We start from the raw sequence: 20,481 nt of genomic DNA on the forward strand, positions 1-20,481 counted from the left end.
AACACATTGCTAAGGTAAGCCTAACCTTGCTTTACTGTCGCCGAGGCGACTCCTGCCCACCCCTGGCGAAATGGGATGCACTGTCATGCCGAGACCCCTCCGTACGACCCTTCTCACCGCGACCCTGGTCGCCGGGCTGGCCGCCTGCGGCTCCGTCAAGGACGACTCGAACAACGATGCGCCGGCGGACGCCGCCGAGGCCGGGAAGTCCTCCGCCTTCCCCGTCACCGTCACGCACAAGTTCGGTGACACGAAGATCGCTTCGGCCCCGAAGCGGATCGTGGTGATCGGCAACGGCGGCACCGACGACATCGATGCGCTCTACGCCCTCGGCGTCACCCCGCTCGCCGTGTCCAAGGACTCCCTCAGCTCCGACGGGGTCTACCCGTGGCTGAAGGACGAGATCGACACCGAGAAGACGAAGCTCCTCGACACGCTCAACGGCGTCGACTACGAGGAGATCGCCTCCCTGCAGCCCGATCTGATCCTCGCCACCTCGGACTTCACCCTGGACAAGGACTACGAGAAACTGTCCGCGGTGGCCCCGACGATCGGCTACGCCACCGCCTGGGGGCAGCAGTCCTGGCAGGAGCACGTCCAGGTGGTCGGCAAAGCCGTCGGCAAGGAGGAGCAGGCCGAGAAGGTCATCGAGGAGACCGAGGACGGCATTGCCGCGGTCAAGGCGAAGCACCCCGCCCTGGACGGCAGGACCTACAGTCTGTCCATCGGCAACACGCCGGCGAAGATCTACACCATCGCGTCCGAGACAGACTTCGCCGCCAAGCTGATGAGCGAACTCGGCCTCGGCCTGACCCCGTCCGTCAAGAACATCAAGACGGTCAACGGCAGCCCCACCGGCGAGCTGTCCTTCGAGCAGCTGGACAAGCTGGACGCCGACCTCGCGATCATCGCGTTCACCACCAAGGACCTCCAGAAGGCCTTCGAGTCCAGTGCGCTGGTGAAGAACATGTCCGCGGTGAAGGACGACCACTACTTCGTCACCGACGCCCAGACCATCAGCCAGCTCAGAAGCCCGTCCGTGCTGGGCATCCCCTGGGCGCTGGACAACCTGGAGCCCGGGTTCGCCAAACTCGGCAAGTAACCGGACAGCACAAAGCGGCGGGGCGTGCCAGGCGCCCCGCCGCTTCCGTGTCCGCGTCACCCCTCGCGCAGCGCCGCATCCACCTCCTGGGCCGACATTCCCTCGATCTCCAGCTGGATCGCCGCGACCTGTTCGAGCCGGCCGGGCGTCTCCTCGTCCGCGGACAGCCGCTTGGCCATGCCGCCGGCCGTCAGGGTGGCGAACAGGGCGCGCACCGACACCTCGGAGCTGTCCAGTGCCTCGCGCAGCCGGCTGACGATCACCGTGGCGAGCACGGAGTCACCGCCCAGGGCGAAGAACCCGTCGTCGGGTCCGACGCGGTCGACGCCGAGCACCTGAGCCCAGATCCGGGCCACGACCGTCTCCAACGCGCCGCCCGCGGCCCGCTGTTCGCTGTGCGCCGGTGCCTGAGCCTGAGCCTGAGCCTGCCACAGTCTCCCGACCGCCCGCCGGTCCAGCTTGCCGTTGGAGGTGAGCGGCAGCTCGCGCACGACGGCGACCCGGTACGGCACCATGTGCGGCGGCAGCACGGACCGTGACCACTCCCGCAGCTCGTCCTCGCCGACCCCCTCGGCGGCCACCGTGACCACGAGCTGGACGCCCTGCGCCCGGGCGAGTCCGGCCACGGCACGCCGTACCGCCGGATGCCCGGCGAGCGCCGCCTCCACCTCCCCCAGCTCGATCCGGAATCCGCGCAGTTTGACCTGGTGGTCGCGGCGGCCCAGGAACTCCAGGGTGCCGTCGGACCAGTACCGGGCCAGGTCGCCGGTGCGGTACCAGCGCACACCGTCCGCCTCGGTGAACTTCTCGGCCGTGCGCGCCGGATCGCCCCGGTAGCCGAGCGCCACCCCGTCCCCGCCGATCCACAGCTCGCCCGGCACCCAGTCGGGGCAGTCCCGGCCGTGGCTGTCCACGACCCGGCAGCGGACGTTGCGCAACGGGGTTCCATAGGGCACCGCCCGCCAGTGGGCGGGGACCTGAGCGTCCGTCACCTCGCACACCGTGGAGTGGATCGCGGTCTCCGTGGTGCCGCCCAGACCGATGAACCGGCAGCCGGGAGCCCGCTCGGCGAGCCGCCCCGGCAGATCGGTGCCCACCCAGTCGCCGCCGAGCAACACCACGCGCAGACCGGTGAGTTCACCCGGACCGGTGGCCAGCAGCAGAATGTCGAACAGCGGCGGCGCGCAGTTGAGGAGGGTGACGCGGTGGGTGCGGACCAGGTCGGCCCAGCGGCGGGCCTCGCGCCGGTCCGCCTCGTCGACCAGTACCACCGCGCCGCCCGCACTCAGCAGCCCGAACACGTCGTACACGGACAGGTCGAAGTCGAGGGCGGACACCGCGAGGCAGCGGTCGTCCGCGCCCACGCCGAAACGCTCGTTGAGGTCGTCGACGGTGTTCATGGCGGCCCGGTGGGGCACCTCGACGCCCTTGGGCTCACCGGTGGAGCCGGAGGTGAACAGCACATAGGCGGGCTGCTCCTCGTCCACCGCCACCGGCTCGGGCAGCGGCTTGGCGAGGACGGCGTCGGCGACCGGAAGCGTCTCGATCCCGTCGAGCCGCCGCCCGTCGGTCAGCGCCAGGCGGAAACCGGCGGTGGCACGGATGCGTTCGCGGCGGGCGGCCGGCTGCTCGACACCGACAGGAACATAGGCGGCGCCTGCCGCCAGCACACCCAGCACGGCCACGATCTGGTCGGGGCCCTTGGGCAGGCTGACCGCCACCGTGTCACCCGGCCGGACACCGCGGGCGGCGAGCGCCCCGGCCGTCCGCAGCACCCGGTCCGCCAACTCCGCGTAGGACAGGGAGCCTTCGCCACCCCACAGGAGGGCGGGGGCGTCCGGCCGTTCGGCCGCGCGGGCGAAGAAACCCTCGTGCACAAGACGGTGGCTGCGCGGCGCGTCGGTCGCGTTGGCGTTCGCCCGCACGGCCGTCTGCGTCCCGGGCAGCAGGGCGGGCACGGGGCGTTCCCACACCGTGTCGTCGGTGCCGAGCCGGGTGACCAGTGCGTGGAAGGCGGCGAACATCGCGTCGATCAGCCCGTCGGGGAACGCGTCCTCGCGAACGTCCCAGTTGACGAGCAGCCCGCCGTCCACCTCGGTCACCTGGGCGTCGAGGAGCACCTGCGGGCCCTGCGAGATGATCCAGGCCGGCTTGCCGAAGGACCGGGTGACGCCCGCGTCGAACAGCTCCCCGAGGTTGAGGGCGCTGGTGAACACCACGGGTGCGAGGACCTGTTCGCCGTTGTGCCGGGTCAGGTCCCGCAGCACCTCCACGCCCGAGTAGTCGGCGTGGGCGGCGTCGGTGTGCATCCGGTCCTGCAGGCGCAGGGCGTGCTCGGTGAACGTCGCCGGCTCGGTCAGGTCGACGTCGAGCAGTACGGAGCTGGTGAAGTCGCCGACCAGCAGGTCGACATCGGGGTGGGAGCCTCTGCGGTCGAACATCGGGACGTTCAGCAGGAACCGGGGCTGTCCGCTCCATGCGGCCAGCACCTCGCTGAAGGCGGTGGCCACGGCCATGGCGGGGGTGAGCCCGTGCTGGTGGGCGCGGGTCGCCAGGCGCCGTCTGTCCTCCGGCGGCAGCCAGTGATGGCGCCGGGTGACCCGGCTGGGGTCGGTGCGCTCGGCCTCGGGGACCAGCGGGAGTTCGGGGGCGCTGGGCAGTTCGGGCACCCGGCTGCCCCACCACGCGCGGGACTGCTCCCGGCTCAGCCGGCGCATCTCGCGCCGCTCGGCCAGGTACTCCGGATAGCTGGTGCCGATCGGCGGCAGGGGCGTGTCGGGGTGCTGGTAGAGCGCGGCGAGATCGCAGAGCAGCACCCGGTAGCTGAGCGCGTCGGCGGCGAGCATGTCGACGTCGACGTGCAGCCGGGTGCGTCCCTGCGGCAGCAAGGACAGCTGTACGGAGTACACCTCGCCGGCGGCGACGTCGAGCCGGGCGTGCGAGGAGCGGTGCCGGATGTCCTCAAGACGGGCCGCGGCGCTCTCCTCGTCCAGGTCCCGCAGATCGTGGACGACCATGGCGGGGCGGACCGGTTCGGGCAGGATCTGCTGCCGTCCGTCGTCGGTGAAACGGGCGCGGAGCATGCCGTGCCGGGCGACGACGGCGCGGACGGCCCGGTCGAGGCGGCCGGCGTCGACGTCCTCGCCGTCGAACTCGACGTAGAGGTGTGCGGCCACGGAGCCGAGCGTGGTGTCGTCGCCGCGGCCGATCCAGTACGCGTGCTGCATCACCGCGAGCGGGAACGGTTCGTCCGGGTCGGCGACGGGTTGCGGCGGCGCGGGGGGTGCCGGGGGCGCGGGCCGGGCGTCCGCCAGGAGTGACCGCCAGGCGCGCAGGGTGGGCTCCTTGGCGAGTTCGGCGAAGCTGACGCGGACGCCCTGCTTGCGCCAGCCTCCCGCAATCCTCATCAGGGTGATCGAGTCGAGTCCCCAGGCGATGAGGCTGTCGTCCTCGCCCGGCTGGGTCTCGTCCGGGCGCAGGGCGTCGGTGACCGCTCGCAGGAGCTTGTCCGGGGCCGGGGGGTGCTGCGTCGAGGGGTGGTGCGTCACCGGTTCCTCCGCTGCCAGGGGTGGGGGGCCGTCACGGGTGTCATCTCGGGTGTCCCTCACAGGTCGTCGTTCTCGAAGTCGTCGATGTCCTCCTGGGTCAGTTCGACCAGGGGGAGGTCGGAGGGGGTGAGCCCGCCGGACGGCGCGCTCTCGGCGTGCCGGGCGAGTCCGTGCAGGGCGCGTTCCCACAGGGCGAGCAGTGCGCCGGCCTCGGCAGGCGCAAGGAATGCCTCGGGCCAGGCGGCGCCGATGTGCAGCCGGACGGCGCCGGCCTCCTCGACGGCGACCGCGTTGATCTCCAGGCCGAAGCGGGCGGGCCGGTCGCGGTCCCGCGGGACGCGCAGCACCGGGGCCTCGGGGGCCAGTGCCCACGGCTCGTCGGTAAAGGCGGACGCGGCGAACCGGCCCAGGTAGTTGAAGGCGATCTGGGGTTGGGGCAGTTTCGCCAGGGCGGGCGCGGTGTCGGGGTTGAGGTGGCGCAGCAGACCGTAGCCGAGGCCGTGGTCCGGTACGGCGCGCAGTTGCTCCTTGACCCGCTTGAGGCCCAGCCCGGCGGCGGGCCCGCCGGACAGCGCCTCGTCCAGGTCGAGCGGGCCGGGGTCGATGCCGACCGGGTGGAACGTCGTGAACCAGCCGACCGTGGCGGACAGGTCCACCCCGTCGGCGATCTCCTCCACGCGCCCGTGTCCCTCGACGCCCACGAGCAGCGACCGGCCGGACCCGCCCCGCTGCTCTCGCCAGGCGGCGGTCGCGAACGCGAGCGCGGTGAGCAGCACCTCGGGCGCGGCGGCCCGGTAGGCGGCGGGCACGGTGGTGAGCAGGGCGGCGGTGATGTCCTCGGGCAGGACCAGGGTGTGTTCGCGTATCGCCCGCGCGGTGCCGAGCGGGCGTTCCAGGAGCGGTCGCGCCCGCTCCAACACCTGGGTCCACCAGGGCAGTTCGCGCACGCGGCCGGGCTGGACGGCCGCCTCGGCGAGCAGCCCGCTCCAGGTGCGGAAGGAGGTGCCGGAGCGCTGCGGCCGGGGGGTCCGTCCGTCCCGTACCGCTTGCCATGCCTCGGCCAGTTCGGCGCCGATGATCCGCCACGACACACCGTCGACGACGAGGTGGTGGGCGACGAGCAGCAGCCGCCCGGGGCGGCCGTCGGGAGGCTCGGACCAGACGGCCTGGAGCATGCGTCCGGCTCGCGGGTCGAGCCGGGCGACGGCCGCACCGAGCCGTTCGTCCAGGTCACCTTCGCTCACGCGGGTGAGCAGCCCTTCGGCCGGCACGCTGCCCTCGGCGGGCACCTCCAGGCGTCCCCCGTCGGTGAGCCGGGCGCGCAGCATGTCGTGGCGGTCGACGACGGCCTGGAGTACGGCGGCCAGCTGCCTCTGGGTGAGACCGGGCGGGGTGACCAGCAGGACCGCCTGGGCGAGAGCGCCGTAGGAGCCGTCGGGGTCCGCCATCCAGCGCATGACGGGGGTGAGGTCCAGCTCGCCGGTCGGCGCGTCGGCGCGTCCGGGCGCGGGGCGGGCCGGGACGGCCGCGGCGGCGAGTCCCGCCGGGGTCGGCGTCTGGAAGACCTGGCGGGGGCTGACCGCTAGGCCCGCCTTGCGCGCCAGCGTGACCAGCCGGATGGAGACGATGCTGTCGCCGCCGAGTGCGAAGAAGTTGTCGTCGACGTGGACGGCGCTCAGGCCGAGGACGGTCGCGAACAGGTCGGTCAGCAGCCGTTCGCGGTCGTTCGCGGGCGCCCGGGACGGGCCGGCGGCCGTGGTCTCGGGGGCGGGCAGGCTCGCGCGGTCGACCTTGCCTGACGGCAGCAGCGGGAACGCGTCGAGCGGGGTCAGCGTGCGCGGGACCATGTGTTCGGGCAGCCGTTCCTGGAGCCAGCCGCGGATCTCGGCCGGGGGCACGGGGTCGCCGGCGGCCAGGAGATACCCGGCGAGCTGCTTGACGCCCGGCGCGTCCTCCCGGATCACCACCACGCCACGGCGCACGCCCGGGTGCTGTTCGAGGACGGCCTCGATCTCCTCCAGCTCGACCCGCATACCGCGGATCTTGACCTGGTGGTCGGCGCGGCCGAGGAATTCCAGGGTGCCGTCGCGCTGTCGGCGGACCAGGTCGCCGGTGCGGTAGAGACGCTCGCCGGGCGGGCCGAAGGGGTCGGCTATCCAGTGGTCGGCGGTGCGGCGGGGGTCGTTCACATAGCCGCGGCCGAGGTAGACGCCGCCCGCGTACAGCTCGCCGGGGACCCCGACGGGGGTCGGCCTGAGGCGTTCGTCGAGGACGTGGAGGCGGGTGTTGGAGTTGGGGCCGCCGATGGACACCGCGCTGCGGATGGCGCCCGTGCGGTAGACGACGTGACTGACGCCGATGGTGGCCTCGGCGGGGCCGTAGCCGTGGTACATCACCGCCGGGCTCGCGGCGCGGAAGCGGGCGAACAGCTCGGGTGTCAGGACCTCGCCGCCGCACCACACATGCCGCAGGGAGGCGGCCCGGTGGGCGAACCCGTCCTGTTCGAGGAGCAGGTCGAGCATGGAGGAGACCAGATAGGCGAAGGTCACCCGGTGGCGTTCGACGGTGTCGAGGAGGTCGTCCACGTCGCGTTCGCCGCCGGGCTCGGCGATCACCAGCCGGCCGCCGTGCACGAGCGGCAGGAAGATCTCGTTGATGGAGATGTCGAAGCCGAGCGGCGCCTTGAACAGGGCGGCGTCGTCCGTGCCGAAGCCGAGCAGGCTCCGTTGCCACAGCAGCCGGTGCGCGATGGCCCGGTGCCGGATCATGGCACCCTTGGGCACACCGGTGGAACCGGAGGTGTAGATGACGTAGGCGAGGCCTTCGGGGTCCACGGGCACGTCCAGGTTCCCGGCATGCGGCACCGGGCCTGCGAGGTCCACGGCGACGACCGGCGGGGCGTCTGCGCCCAGCGGGTGCTCGTCGCCGGATCGGCCGAGTACGGCGGTGAGGGCGGCGCTGCGGCACACCTCGGCGATCCGGCGGGCGGGCCAGGACGGCTCCAGCGGGACGAAGGCGCCGCCCGCCTTGAGGACGGCGAGCAGGGCGACGACCATCTCCACGGACCGTTCGAGGTGGATGCCGACGCACCGCTCGGGGCCCACGCCGAGTGATGTCAGGGTGCGGGCCAGGGCGTTGGCGCGGGCGTTCAGTTCGGCGTAGGTCAGCGAGCGGCCGTCCGCGGCGCCGTACTCGACGGCGGTGAGCCTGGGTGTCATCGCGGCCTGTTCCTCGAACAGCGCGGTGAGGGTGGTGACCGGCATGGGGTGCGCCGTGTCGTTCCACTCCCCCAACAGCAGCGACCGTTCACCCGGGGTGAGGACGTCGGCCTCGGTCACCGGGCGGTCGGGGTGCCGGGCCAGGCCGGTGACCACCCGGACATACCGATCGGCCAGGTCGCGTGCGGTGTCCGGGTCGTAGAGGTCGCAGCTGTAGACCAGCGCGCCGCTGATCCCGCCGGCCTTTGCCCGTTCGAAGAGGTGGAAGGCGAGGTCGGTCTTGGCGGTGTAGAAGTCGACGCGTGTCTCGCGCAGGCCGAGACCGGCGAACTCCCGTGTCCCGGGCGGGGCCTGCTGGTGGGCGATCATCACCTGGAACAGCGGGTGGCGGCCCATCGAGCGGGTCGGGGCGAGCGCGTCCACCAACTCCTCGAAGGGCAGATCCTGGTGGGCATAGGCGCCCAGGTCGGCCTCGCGCACCCGGGCGAGCAGCTCACGGAAGGTGGGGGCGCCCAAGACGTCGGTGCGCAGCACCAGCGTGTTGACGAACAGGCCCACCAGGTCGTCGAGTCGGCGGTCCCCGCGACCGGCGACGGGCGTCCCGAGGGGAATGTCGTCCCCGGCGCCGAGCCGCCCGAGCAGCACGGCGAGCGCGGACTGGAGCGCCATGAAAACGGTCCCGCCGGCCTCCGTTGCCAAGCCCGCGAGCGCCGCGTGGACGTCCGCGTCGAGCGTGAAGTCGACCGCGTCGGCCCGGTAGCCGGCAACGGCCGGTCGGGGCCGGTCGGCGGGCAGCTGAAGCTCTTCCGGCAGCCCGTCCAGCACACGTGTCCAGTACGCCAGTTGATCGTCACGGTCGACCAGCGCCCGCTGCTGCCAGACCGTGTAGTCGGCGTACTGCACCGGGAGCGGCGGCCAGTCGGGCGCGCCGTGGTTCAGCCGGGCCGAGTAGGCCGTCTCCAGGTCGGCCAGCAGGGGTTCGGCGGACCAGCCGTCGGTGGCGATGTGGTGAACGAGGAGCAGCAGGACGTGCTCCTGCGGCGCGAGGGCGATCAGGGTGGCGCGGACGGGGATCTCGGCGTCCAGCGCGAAGGGGCGGGCGGCGGCCTCGGCGAGCAGGCCGTCGATGTCCTCCGGTCGGGCGGCCTGCACCGTGAAGGGCACGGCCGCCTCCCGCGCGGGCAGGACGTGCTGCCGCGGGGTGCCGTCGTCGTCCGGGAAGACGGTGCGCAGCGCCTCGTGCCGGCCCACCACGTCGTCGAGGGCCGCGCGCAGCGCCGCGTGGTCGAGCGGGCCGGTGAGCCGGACGGCGGTGGGAATGTTGTACGTCGGTGTCGGGCCCTCAAGCCGGTACAGGAACCAGAGCCTGGCCTGCGCGGACGACAGGGGCAGCGGATCGGGGCGGTCGGCCCGGGTGAGGGCGGGCCGATGGTCGCCCGGGGTGTTCAGGAGCGGGGCGAGCGCCGCCGCGGTCGGGGTGTCGAACACGGCCCGCAGCGGGATCTCCGCCCCGAGTTCGGCGCGGACGCGGCCGACGAGCCGGGTGGCCAGGACGGAGTGGCCGCCGAGCGCGAAGAAATCGTCGTGGATGCCGACGGACGGCAGGCCGAGCAGGTCGGCGATGAGCGCGCACAGGCGTGCCTCGGCATCGGTGCGAGGCGCGGTCGCGGTGGTGAGGCAGGAGAGGTCGGGGGCGGGCAGGGCGGCGCGGTCGAGCTTGCCGTTCGGGGTGAGCGGCAGGGCGTCCAGGACGACCACGGCGGCCGGTAGGAGCTGGTCGGGCAGCGTGGCCCGGAGGTCCTGGCGCACCTGGAGGGGGTCGAGGGCGGCGCCCGGCATGGGGACGACGTACGCCACCAACCCGGGCTCGCCGGACTCCTCTTGACGTACCGTCACCGCCGCCTGGGAGACGTCGGGCAGGGCCGCCGCGGCGGCCTCGGCCTCGGCGGGCTCGACGCGGAAGCCGCGGATCTTGACCTGGTCGTCGGTGCGGCCCAGGAACTCCAGGATGCCGTGCGGGGTCCAGCGGACGAGGTCACCGGTGCGGTAGAGGCGGCTGCCGGGCGGGCCGTAGGGGTCGGCGACGAAGCGGGCGGCGGTCAGGGCGGGGCGGGCCAGGTAGCCGCGGGCCAGTTGGCTGCCGGCCAGGTGCAGCTCGCCGGGTACGCCCGGTGGGACGGGGCGCAACCACGCGTCGAGGACCAGGGTGCGGGTGTTCCACACCGGGCGTCCGATGGGGACGGAGCCGCCCGCCGACCTGGTGCCCTCGCCGCAGGGCCAGGCGGTGACGTCCACCGCGGCCTCGGTCGGCCCGTACAGGTTGTGCAGGGCGGTGCCCGGCAGCAGGGCGAGGCAGCGGTCGGCGAGGTCGGTGGGCAGGGCCTCGCCGCTGCACACCACCCGGCGCAGCACGCCCCGGGCCGTCCCGGCGGCCGGCTCGTCGAGGAAGACGCGCAGCATGGAGGGCACGAAGTGCGCGGTGGTGACACGCTGTTCGCGGATCAGTCCGGCGAGGTAGCCGGGGTCGCGGTGTCCGCCGGGGCGGGCGAGCACCAGGGCGGCACCGGTGATCAGCGGCCAGAAGAACTCCCAGACGGAGACGTCGAAACCGGCCGGTGTCTTTTGCAGCACCCGGTCGTCCGGGCCGAGTCCGTAGGCGTCCTGCATCCACAGCAGGCGGTTGACGATCGCCTGGTGCGCGACGACGGTGCCCTTGGGGCGGCCGGTGGAGCCCGAGGTGTAGATGACGTACGCGGGATGCTCCGGGAGCAGGGGGTGGAGCCGTTCCCCGTCGGTGAGTTCGGCCGTCTCCAAGGCGGCGATCCGGTCGTGTACCCGCGGATCGTCGAGCAGGAGCGTCGACGCGTCATGGGCGGGCAGGGCGCCGGAGGCCGTGACGACGAGCGCGGGGGCGGCGTCCTCGATCATGAACGCCAGCCGCTCGGCGGGATATCCGGTGTCCAGCGGCAGATAGGCGGCGCCCGTCTTGAGCACCGCGAGGAGCGCCACCACCAGGTCGGGGCCGCGGTCCAGGGCGACGCCCACCAGGCGTTCGGGCCCGGCCCCGTGGGCGATCAGATGGCGGGCGAGCCGGTTGGCGCGGGCGTGGAGTTCGCCGTGGTCGAGTCGGACGGTCCCGAAGACCAGGGCCGGGGCGTCGGGGGTGCGGCGCGCCTGGCGGTCGAGGAGCCCGGTGAGGGTGGTGCGCGGGACGGGGTACGCGGTGTCGTTCCAGTCCTCAAGGACCCGCCGCTCCTCGGTTTCGGCCGCCAACGGCAGCCGGGAGATGGCGAGTTCCGGGTCGGCGAGGGCGGTGGCGAGCAGTGTCTCCAGTCGCTGGAGCAGGCCGTCGACGGTGTCCGGGACGAACAGCTCGCTGCGGTAGGTGGCCTCGATGCGCAGCCGCCCGTCGGTGAGGAAGGCCTCCAGGGAGAGATCGAACTGGGTGGTGTCGTTGTGGACGGTCTCCCACCGCGCCGTCACCCCGGGCAGCCGCGGCCCTTCGAGCCCGTGGGTGAGGAAGAGCAGCATGACGTCGAAGTAGACGGAGCGGCCGGGGTGCCGGTCCGGCCTCAGCCGCTCCACCAGCAGGTCGAACGGCATGTCCTGGTGGGCGTAGCCGTCGGTGCACACCTGGCGTACCCGCTCGACGAGTTCACCGAATCCGGGGTCGCCGTCGAGGTCGGTGCGCAGGACGAGCGTGTTGCCGAAGTTGCCGATCAGTCGGTCCAGGCCGGGCAGGTCGCGGCTCATGACGGCCGAGCCGACCGGGATGTCGGTGGCGCCGGTGGTGCGGTGGAGCAGGGCGGTGAGGCCGGCGAGGAGCACCATGAAAGGGGTCGCGCCGGTGGCACGGGCGAAGGCGGTGAACCGCTCGGTGACCTCGGGCGCGAAGGTGAAAAAGCGCCGGTCGCCGCGCGCGGTGGGCATCGCGCTGCGCGGCGCGTCGGTGGGCAGGGCCGGCGGCCGGGGCGGCGGGACGAGCGCCGCGCGCCAGTGGTCGAGGTGGTCGGCGAGCCGTTCCTCGGTCCAGGTGGTGCGCTGCCAGTGGGCGAAGTCGGCGTACTGGAGGGGCAATGGTTCGAGCACGGGGCTCTCGCCCGGCGTCGCGGCGCGGTAGAGGGCGCTCAGGTCGTGCGAGAGGGCGTTGAACGTGCCGCCGTCCCAGGCGATGTGATGGACCGTGAGGACGAAAGTGTGGTCCTGGTCCGTCCTGCGGATCAGCAGGGCGCGCAGCGGGTGGTCGCCCGCGAGGTCGAACGGCGTCGCGGACGCTGTCCGGGCGAGCGCGTCGGCCCTGCGGTCCTGTTCGGCCTCGGGCAGTGCGCCCAGGTCGGCCGCGGCGAACTCCAGGTCGGCGGCGGCGTCGACGACCTGCTCGGGGGTGCCGTCGGGCGCGACGGGGAAGCGGGTGCGCAGCGCCTCGTGCCGGTCGAGCAGCCCTTGCAGGGCGGTGCGCAGGCCGGTCGGGTCCAGCGGTCCGCGCAGCCGGATGGCCAGGCAGACGTTGTAGGCGGGGCTGTCCGGGTCGAGTCGCTGGAGCAGCCACATCCGTGCCTGGGCGTAGGACAGCGGCAGCCGTCCGGCGCCGGCGGGCCGGGGCGGGATCCGCTCGGAGCGGTCCGGCGCGTCGGCCAGTCCGGCGCTCGCCAGCCTGCGGCGCAGCAGCTCACGCCTGCGGGACGCGAGGTCGCCCGGGGCGGCATGGGTCTCCGTCACAGTGCTCCGCCTTTCAGCAGCAGTTCGAGGGCGTGCGACCAGAGGGCGGCCAGGTGCCGGATCTCCGCCTCGGTGAAGAGCCGCTGCGGCCACTGCCAGCAGACGCTCAGCTCCCGACCGGTGATCACCGCGTCGACGACCAGGGGGTACGGTGCCGGCGTCCCCGGGTCGGCCCCGCTGCCCATCGCCCCGGTCTCGGGAGCACTGGTGAACACCGCGCTGTCGCCGCGCTCGCCCAGGGTCATGCGGCCGAGGTAGTTGAACTCGATCTGAGGTTCGGGCAGTTCGGCGAGTACGGCCGCCGTGTCCGGGTTGAGGTACCGGAGCAGTCCGTGGCCGATCCCCTTGTCGGGCAGCGCGGCCAGCTGGTCGCCGATCCGGCGCACCCGGTCGTCACCGGGTCCGCTGCCGGGGTCGAGGCGGACCGGGAAGAGGCTGGTGAACCAGCCGAGGGTGGCGGACAGGTCGGCGCCGGGCAGCAGGTGTTCCTCGCGGCCGTGTCCTTCGAGGGCGATCAGCACGGATGTGTCGCCGTCGGGTCCGGGCCGGCCGAGGGCGCGGCGCCATTCAGCAACGGCGAGCGCCAGCGCGGTCAGCAAAGTCTCCTGCACCGGGCCGGTGAGCTGGGTGTCGAGGGTCGTGTAGTGCCGGCGGACGGTGGCGCGGGTGTCGACGGCGGGGTCGAGGCGGTCGGCGCCCAGCGTCGGCTCGGGGCGGTCCAGTACACCCTGCCAGAAGGGCAGTTCGGCAGCGCGGCGCGCCGAGCGGGCCTCGTCCCGCAGCCCCTCGGCCCACTCCTTGAAGGAGGTGCCGGCCGGTGACAGGGGCGTTGCCGCCCAGGCCGCCGCGAGGTCGGCCACCAGCACGCCCCAGGAAGCGGCGTCGGTGACGAGATGGTGCAGCACCACCAGCAGCCGCCCCTCGCTCCCGGGTCCGGCGTCGTACCACAGGAATCGCGCCATGGCCCCGGTCTCCGGGTCCAGTTCGGTCACCAGCTCGTCGAAGGCCTCCGGCACCAGCGCGCCGACGGACGTGTGGTCGAGCCGTTCGGTGTCGATCCGCCGTACGCAGTCCGCGGCGCGTGCCGTGCCGACGGGCGCGACCCGAAGGCGCCAGGTGCCGTCGCCGTCCTGCGCGAACGCGGACCGCAGCAGGTCGTGCCGGTCCAGGACGGCCTGCACGGTGCGGTGCAGCCCGTCGAGGTCGAGACCCGCGGGCGTCCTGAGGAACCGCGCCTGGCTGAGCCCCCGGAAGGGCCCGCCCCGCTCGGTGAGCCAGGCGAGCATCGGGGTCAGCGGGATCACGCCGGTCCCGGCGTCGGGATCGGCGCTCCGCGGTGCCGCGACGGTGCGGGCGCGCGCGGCGAGTCCGGCGACCGTCGGGTACTCGAAGACGTCCCTCGGAAAGATCACCACTCCGGCCGCGCGGGCCTGGCTGACCAGCCGCATGGAGACGATGCTGTCGCCGCCGAGGGCGAAGAAGCTGTCGTGCACGCCGATGGAGTCCACTCCGAGCACCTGTGCGAAAAGGGTGGCGAGCCGTTCCTCTTCGGGGTTGCGCGGGGGCTGTGCGGCGGATCCGGCGGTGCGGGAGGGGGCCGGGAGCGCGCCGGTGTCCAGCTTGCCGTTGAGGGTGAGCGGGAAGCCGTCGACCGTGACGAACGCGGAGGGCACCATGTAGTCGGGCAGTACGGCGGCCATGTCGCTGCGCAGCATGCGGGCCGTCTCCGCCTCGTCCGGCGCCGAGGGTGCCGTCACCACGTAGGCGACCAGCCGCCGTACTCCGGGCGTGTCCTCACGGACGACGACGGCGGCCCGTTCGACCAGGGCGTGGTCCAGCAGGGCCGCCTCGATCTCGCCCGGTTCGATGCGGTAGCCGCGGATCTTCACCTGATCGTCGGTCCGGCCCAGGCACTCCACGAGCCCGTCCTCGGTCCACCGGGCGATGTCGCCGGTGCGGTACATGCGGGCGCCGGGGTGTTCGGCGAACGGGTCGGCGACGAACCGGCCGGCGGTGGTGCCGGGCCGGCCGAGGTAGCCGCGGGCCAGGCCCGCGCCCGCGATGTACAGCTCGCCGTCGACGCCGATCGGTACGGGGTTGAGGTGGCCGTCGAGGATGTAGAGGGTGCCGCCGGCGACCGGGCGGCCGATCGTGGGGCGCTCGCTGAGCGCGAGGTCGCAGTCGGCCGAGTCGACGGTGCACTCGGTGGGCCCGTACAGGTTGTGCGCGGCGAGTCCGTCGGTGGCGCGCAGGATGCGCCACAGATCGGGCGGTACGGCCTCGCCGCCGACGCCCAGCACCTTCAACTCGGCGCGCCAGTCGCCTCCTTGGGCGACGAGTTCGGCGAGCAGGGAGGGTGACAGCTCGATGAACTCGATGCCGTGCTCGGCGAGGAAGGCGCGCAGGGCGTCGGGGTCGCGGCGCGCCTCCTCGGGCACCAGGTGCAGTTCGTGCCCGGCGAACATCCACAGCATCGGCTGCCAGGAGGCGTCGAAGGCGGTCGGCCAGGCGTGCCCGATGCGCAGCGGCCGTCCGCCGACGGCGCAGGTGGCGGGGGTGTGCAGGGCCGCGTGGTGGGCTGCGTAGAGGTTGACGATGGCCCGCTGCGGGACGAGGACGGCCTTGGGGCGTCCGGTGGAGCCGGAGGTGTAGATGACGTAGGCCGGGTGTTCGGGGTGGACGGGGGCGAGCCGGTCGGCGTCGGTGAGGTCGGTGGTGTCGGCGGCGGCGAGGCGCTGCCGGACCGCGGGGTCGTCGAGGCGCAGCAGCGGGACACCGGCCAGGGTGTCCTCGTCCGGGGCGGTGTCCGCGACGGCGAGCAGGGCGACCGGGCCGGCGTCCGCGAGCATCCCGGCGATCCGCTCGCCGGGCCAGGCGGGGTCGAGCGGCAGATAGGCCGCGCCCGCCTTCTGTACGGCGATCAGGGCGGTGACGGTGTCCGGGGTCGGCGGCAGGCAGAGGGCGACGATCCGTTCGGGACCGGCCCCGAGGCCGACGAGCAGCCGGGCGAGCCGGTTGGCCCGGGAGTTCAGCTCGGCGAAGGTGAGCCGCTGCCCGGCACCGACGACGGCGACCGCCTCCGGGGTGGCTTCGGTCTGCGTCTGAAGCACCTCGGGCAGCGTGCGGTGGGCGACCGGCAGCCGCTCGCCGGTGCCCAGCTCCAGCAGTCCTGCCCGCTCTCCGGGCGCGAGGACGTCGAGGGCGGCCAGCGGCAGCCCGGGGTCCGCGACGACGGCCCGCAGCAGCCGCTCGAAGCGCTCGGCGATCTCCTCCACCCGGGTGCGGTCGTAGCAGTCGGGCCGGTACTCGAAGACCACGCCGAGCCGCCGCTCGGCGAGCACGGCCAGGGTCAGCGGGTAGTGGGTGGCCCCGGATCCGCTGACGCCGGCGATCCGCAGCCCGGCCCGCCGTTCGGCCGCCGCGAGGGACGCCTCGTCGATCGGGTAGTTCTCGAAGACGAGCAGGGTGTCGAAGAGGTCGCCCGCACCGGCCAGCCGCTGGATCTCGGTGAGGCCGAGATGCTGATGGTCCATCAGCCGGGCCTGCTCGTCCTGAAGCCGGCGCAGATAGGTGCCGACCGGTTCGCCGGGCGGCACAAAGACCCGCACCGGTACGGTGTTGATGAAGAGGCCGATCATGGCCTCGGCCCCGGCGAGTTCGGCGGGCCGTCCGGCGACGGTGGCGCCGAAGACCACGTCGTCCCGGCCGGTGAGCCGGGCCAGCAGCAGCGCCCACAGGCCCTGCACCACGGTGTTGGTGGTGACACCCCTGTGCCGGCTCATCTCGCGCACGGCGTCCGTGAGGTCCTCGGACAGGCGCAGTGTGTGCAGTTCGGGCGGCACCGGTACGACTCCCGCGGCCACGGGCGCGAGCAGGGTCGGTGCGGCCCCGGCCAGCGCCTCGCGCCAGGCCCGCGCCGAGCTGTCCCGGTCCCGGGAGGCGAGCCAGGCGAGGAAGTCACGGTAGGGGCGGACCGCGGGCGGCGGCGCGACGGCGCCCGGCTCACGTCGGGCCGCGTAGAGCTGGAGCAGTTCACGCACGAGCAGCGGGACGGACCAGCCGTCGAGCACAAGGTGGTGGTTGGTGAGGATCAGCAGGTGCCGGTCGCCGCCCCGGTCGACGAGGGTGAAGCGGAGCAGCGGTGGGTCGGTGAGGTCGAAGCGGGCCGCGGCGTCGGCGTCGGCCAGGGCGGCCGCCTCGGCGGCATCGCCGGCCTTGGTCTCCTTCCAGTCGACGGGGACCTGTTTCAGGACCGCCTGGACCGGTTCGTCGAGGTCCTCGTGGAGGAAGGCGCCGCGGAGGTTGGCGTGCCGGGCGAACAGTTCCTCGGCGGCGGTGCGCAGTTCCTCGGGGCGCAGGCGTCCCTCGATCTCCACCAGGGTCTGCATGGTGTAGACGTCCTGGGCGCCCTCGTCGAACAGGGCGTGGAACAGCAGGCCCTGCTGGAGCGGGGACAGCGGCAGCACGTCCTCGACCAGGGAACCGTCGTCCGCGGGGTCCTCGCTCATCGGCTCCTCCACCTCGCCTTGACGTTGTCGAGTTGCGCGGCGCTCAGCGACACGAGCGGTGCGGCCGTCGCGGTGTGCTCCTCGGCGGCGGGGCCGGGTTCGTCCGGTGCGGCCGCCGCGAGGCCCGCGGGGGTGCGCCGGGTGAACACGTCCCGGGGGGTGAGGGCGAGTCCCGCTCTGCGGGCCCGGTCGGCCAGCCGGACGGAGACGATGCTGTCCCCGCCGAGTTCGAAGAAGTCGTCGTCGACGCCCACCTGTTCCAGGCCCAGCACTTCGGCGAAGAGCCCGCACAGCACCTTCTCCGGTGCGGTGCGCGGCGGTGCGTGACGGCTCTCCCGGGCGAGGTCGGGGGCGGGCAGGGCGTTTCGGTCCAGCTTGCCGCTCGGGGTGAGCGGCAGCGCGTCCAGGAGGACGACGGCGGAGGGTACGAGGTGGCCGGGCAGCCGCTCGGCGAGCGCCCGGCGCAGGGCGAGGGTGTCGGGCGCGGCGGGCGGTTCCGGTACGACGTAGGCGACGAGCCGGCGCGGTCCGGGACCGTCCGCGCGGGCCACGACCGCCGCCCGTGCCACGCCCGGCAGGGCGCGGGCCGCCGCCTCGATCTCGCCGGGTTCCACCCGGACGCCCCTGATCTTGACCTGGTCGTCGGCCCGGCCAAGGAACTCCACGGTGCCGTCGGCCCGCGTCCTGGCCAGGTCGCCGGTGCGGTACAGCCGGCTGCCGGGCGGGCCGAACGGGTCGGCGACGAAGCGTTCGGCGGTGCGGGCGGGCCGGCCGAGGTAGCCGCGGGCGAGTCCGTCCCCGGCGAGATACAGCTCGCCGCGCGCGCCGACGGGGGCGGGGCGCAGGAACGGGTCGAGGACGTGGACGCGGGTGCCGGCGACGGGCCGCCCGAGGGGGACGTCGCCCGCGGCGCCGTCGTACCTGTGCACGAGGCTGTCGCCGGCGGCCTCGGAGCAGCCGTACAGGTTGACGAGCCGGGCGGCGGGCCAGCGGCGGGTGAGCGCCCCGGCGAGTGAGGCGGGCAGCGGTTCGCCGCTGGAGATCCAGGTGCGGACCGTGCCGAAGGTGTCCGGCGGGGCCGCTTCGAGGAGGGCGGCGTAGAGGCTGGGGACCGCGGTGACGACGGTGGCCCGGTGTGTGTCGGCGACGGCGGCGAGAGCGACCGGGTCGCCGTTCGCCGCGTCGTCGGCGAGGGCCAGGGTGTCGCCGTTGACCAGGGCGCCGAGGATTTCGACGAGCCCGTCGATGAAACTGACCGGGCTCTTGGCAAGGCGGACGCCGGGCGCGTCGCCGCCCTGGAGTTCCCGCCCCCACAGCAGCCGGTTGGCGAGGGCGCGCTGCGTGCCGAGGACGCCCTTGGGGCGGCCGGTGGAACCGGAGGTGAAGATCAGGTAGGCCGGGTTGTCGGGCGACAGGGGCGGCCGCGGTCCGCGCAGGTCGGCGGTCGCGTCCGGCGGGCAGACCGAGTCCGGGTCGATGTTCAGCCGCCGTGCCGTGTCGGGCTCGCAGAGGACCAGGCGGGGCTCCGCTTCGCCGAGCATCAGGGCGATGCGCTCGACGGGGTGGGCGGGGTCGACGGGCATGCATGCGGCGCCCGTTTTGAGCACCGCGAGCAGCGCGATCACCAGGTGCGGGCCCTTCGGCAGCGCGACGGCCACGACGGACTCGGGTGCTGCGCCGCGTGCGGTGACGGCCGCGGCCAACCGCTCGGCACGGGCGTTGAGTTCGGCGTAGGTGAGGGTCGCGTCGCCGTGGCGGACGGCCGGGGCGTCGGGGGTGCGGGCGACCTGTGCCTCGATGAGGGCGCGGACCGCGGGGTGGCAGGTCGGCGGGTCGGCGGGCGGGCGGTCGGGCCCGGAACCGGTGAGCTGGGCCACGGGGCGCTCGGGACGGTGGACGAAGTCCGCGATCAGCAGGCGCAGTTGCTCGGCCATGCCGGTGACCGCCGACTGGTCGAGGACGGCCGGCTGGTGGCTGAAGGTGAGGGTGAGACGGGGGCCCGGCAGGGCGGTGAGGGCCAGCGGGTAGTGGGTGGCGTCCCGGACCGCGACGTCCGTCATGCGCAGCCCGTCGAGGGCGCGGGCGATGCCGTCGTCGTCGATCGGGTAGCTCTCGAAGACGAGCAGGGTGTCGAAGAGGACGCCGTGTCCGGTGGCGCGCTGCACGTCGGCGAGGCCCAGGTGCCGGTGGTCCAGCAGGGCGGACTGCTCGGTCTGGACCCGGACGAGCAGGTCGGCGAGCGGTTCGTCGGCCCGCAACCGCACCCTGATGGGCAGGGTGTTGATGAACAGGCCGATCATCGACTCGATGCCGGGCACATCGGCGTCGCGGCCGGAGACGGTGGCGCCGAGGACGACGTCCGTGCGGCCGGTGTGCCGGGCGAGCAGGATCGCCCACAGGCCCTGGAGCACGCTGCTCACGGTCAGTTGGTGGGTGCGGGCGGCGCGGGTCAGCGCGGCGGTCTCGCCCTCGGGGAGTTCCACGACGAGCCGTTCGGGTGGGGCCGCCGGGTGCTCGGGGGCACCGGGCGCGATCAATGACGGTTCGTCAAGCCCCTTGAAGGCGGCGGACCATGCGCGGGCGGCTGCCTCGCGGTCCTGGCGGGCGAGCCAGGCGACGTAGTCGCGGTAGGGCCGGACCCGGGGCAGCACGGACGGGTCGCCGCCGGCGGTGTACAGCTGGAACAGCTCCCGCACCAGGAGGGGCGCCGACCAGCCGTCCCACAGCAGATGGTGGGAGGAGAGCACCAGCCGGTGGTCGCGGGCACCGAACCTCACCAGCTGGAACCGCAGCAGGGGCGGGCGGGCCGGCTCGAACCGCCGTTCCCGGTCCTCGGCGAGCAGCCGCTCGAAGGCCGCCTCGCGCTGCTGTTCCGGTAACCCGGTGAGGTCGGTGGTCTGCCAGGGTGTGCGGACCTCGGTGCGGATGACCTGGACCGGGCGGCCGGAGCGCTGGGTGCGGAACGCGGCGCGCAGGTTGGCGTGCCGGGCCACCAGCGCCTCGGCGGCGGCCCGCATCCGGTCGGGGTCGAGGGGGCCGTCGAGGCGGGCGGTGAGCTGCCCGGTGTAGAGGTCCGGGGCGTGATCGTCGTAGAGCGCGTGGAAGACCATGCCCTCCTGCATCGGTGACAGGGGCAGCACGTCCGCCACGCCGGTGCGGGCCGGCATCAGGCCCCGGTCCTGCGCATGGCCTCGGCGAGGCTGCGGGGACGCATGTCCGTCCAGTGCCGGTCGATGTGGTCCAGGCAGGCGGCCCGGGTGTCGGGGCCGTGGACGCTCGACCAGCCGGCCGGGACGGGCGCGAAGTTGGGCCACAGCGAGTACTGGCCCTCGTCGTTGACCAGGACGCGGAAGACACCGTTCTCGTCGTCGAACGGGTTGGCCATG

At 73.7% G+C, this 20,481-nt stretch carries 6 protein-coding genes; 1 reads left to right on the forward strand and 5 read right to left on the reverse strand.

Annotated features, from left to right (window positions below; genetic code table 11):
• The first annotated feature begins 85 nt into the window (after window positions 1–85).
• Window positions 86–1,102 (forward strand): iron-siderophore ABC transporter substrate-binding protein, encoded by a 1,017-nt coding sequence (locus tag ACFYTE_RS15165; protein ID WP_388709626.1) that lies wholly within the window; start codon window positions 86–88, stop codon window positions 1,100–1,102.
• 56 nt (window positions 1,103–1,158) lie between these two features.
• On the opposite strand, the gene ACFYTE_RS15170 is transcribed toward ACFYTE_RS15165, so the two are convergent.
• From ACFYTE_RS15170 to ACFYTE_RS15190, 5 genes are read right to left on the reverse strand one after another with little or no spacing between them, the layout of a single operon-like run.
• Window positions 1,159–4,650 (reverse strand): amino acid adenylation domain-containing protein, encoded by a 3,492-nt coding sequence (locus ACFYTE_RS15170; protein ID WP_388709628.1) that lies wholly within the window; start codon window positions 4,648–4,650, stop codon window positions 1,159–1,161.
• A 56-nt stretch (window positions 4,651–4,706) separates the two neighbouring features.
• Window positions 4,707–12,587, reverse strand: coding sequence for an amino acid adenylation domain-containing protein (locus ACFYTE_RS15175; protein WP_388709630.1), 7,881 nt, complete (start codon window positions 12,585–12,587; stop codon window positions 4,707–4,709).
• Window positions 12,584–17,095, reverse strand: coding sequence for an amino acid adenylation domain-containing protein (locus tag ACFYTE_RS15180; RefSeq protein ID WP_388709632.1), 4,512 nt, complete (start codon window positions 17,093–17,095; stop codon window positions 12,584–12,586). Before ACFYTE_RS15180 ends, ACFYTE_RS15175 begins: the two co-directional genes overlap by 4 nt.
• A complete protein-coding gene (locus ACFYTE_RS15185) occupies window positions 17,092–20,262 on the reverse strand; it encodes an amino acid adenylation domain-containing protein (protein ID WP_388709634.1) in 3,171 nt (1,056 codons plus the stop codon). The genes ACFYTE_RS15180 and ACFYTE_RS15185 overlap by 4 nt, the downstream gene beginning before the upstream one ends.
• Window positions 20,262–20,480: an MbtH family protein gene (locus ACFYTE_RS15190; RefSeq protein WP_388709636.1), complete on the reverse strand. Its 219-nt coding sequence runs from the start codon at window positions 20,478–20,480 to the stop codon at window positions 20,262–20,264. Before ACFYTE_RS15190 ends, ACFYTE_RS15185 begins: the two co-directional genes overlap by 1 nt.
• Window position 20,481: the final 1 nt, after the last annotated feature.

The organism is Streptomyces sp. NPDC004629 (genome assembly GCF_042873595.1).
GTDB lineage: Bacteria > Actinomycetota > Actinomycetes > Streptomycetales > Streptomycetaceae > Streptomyces.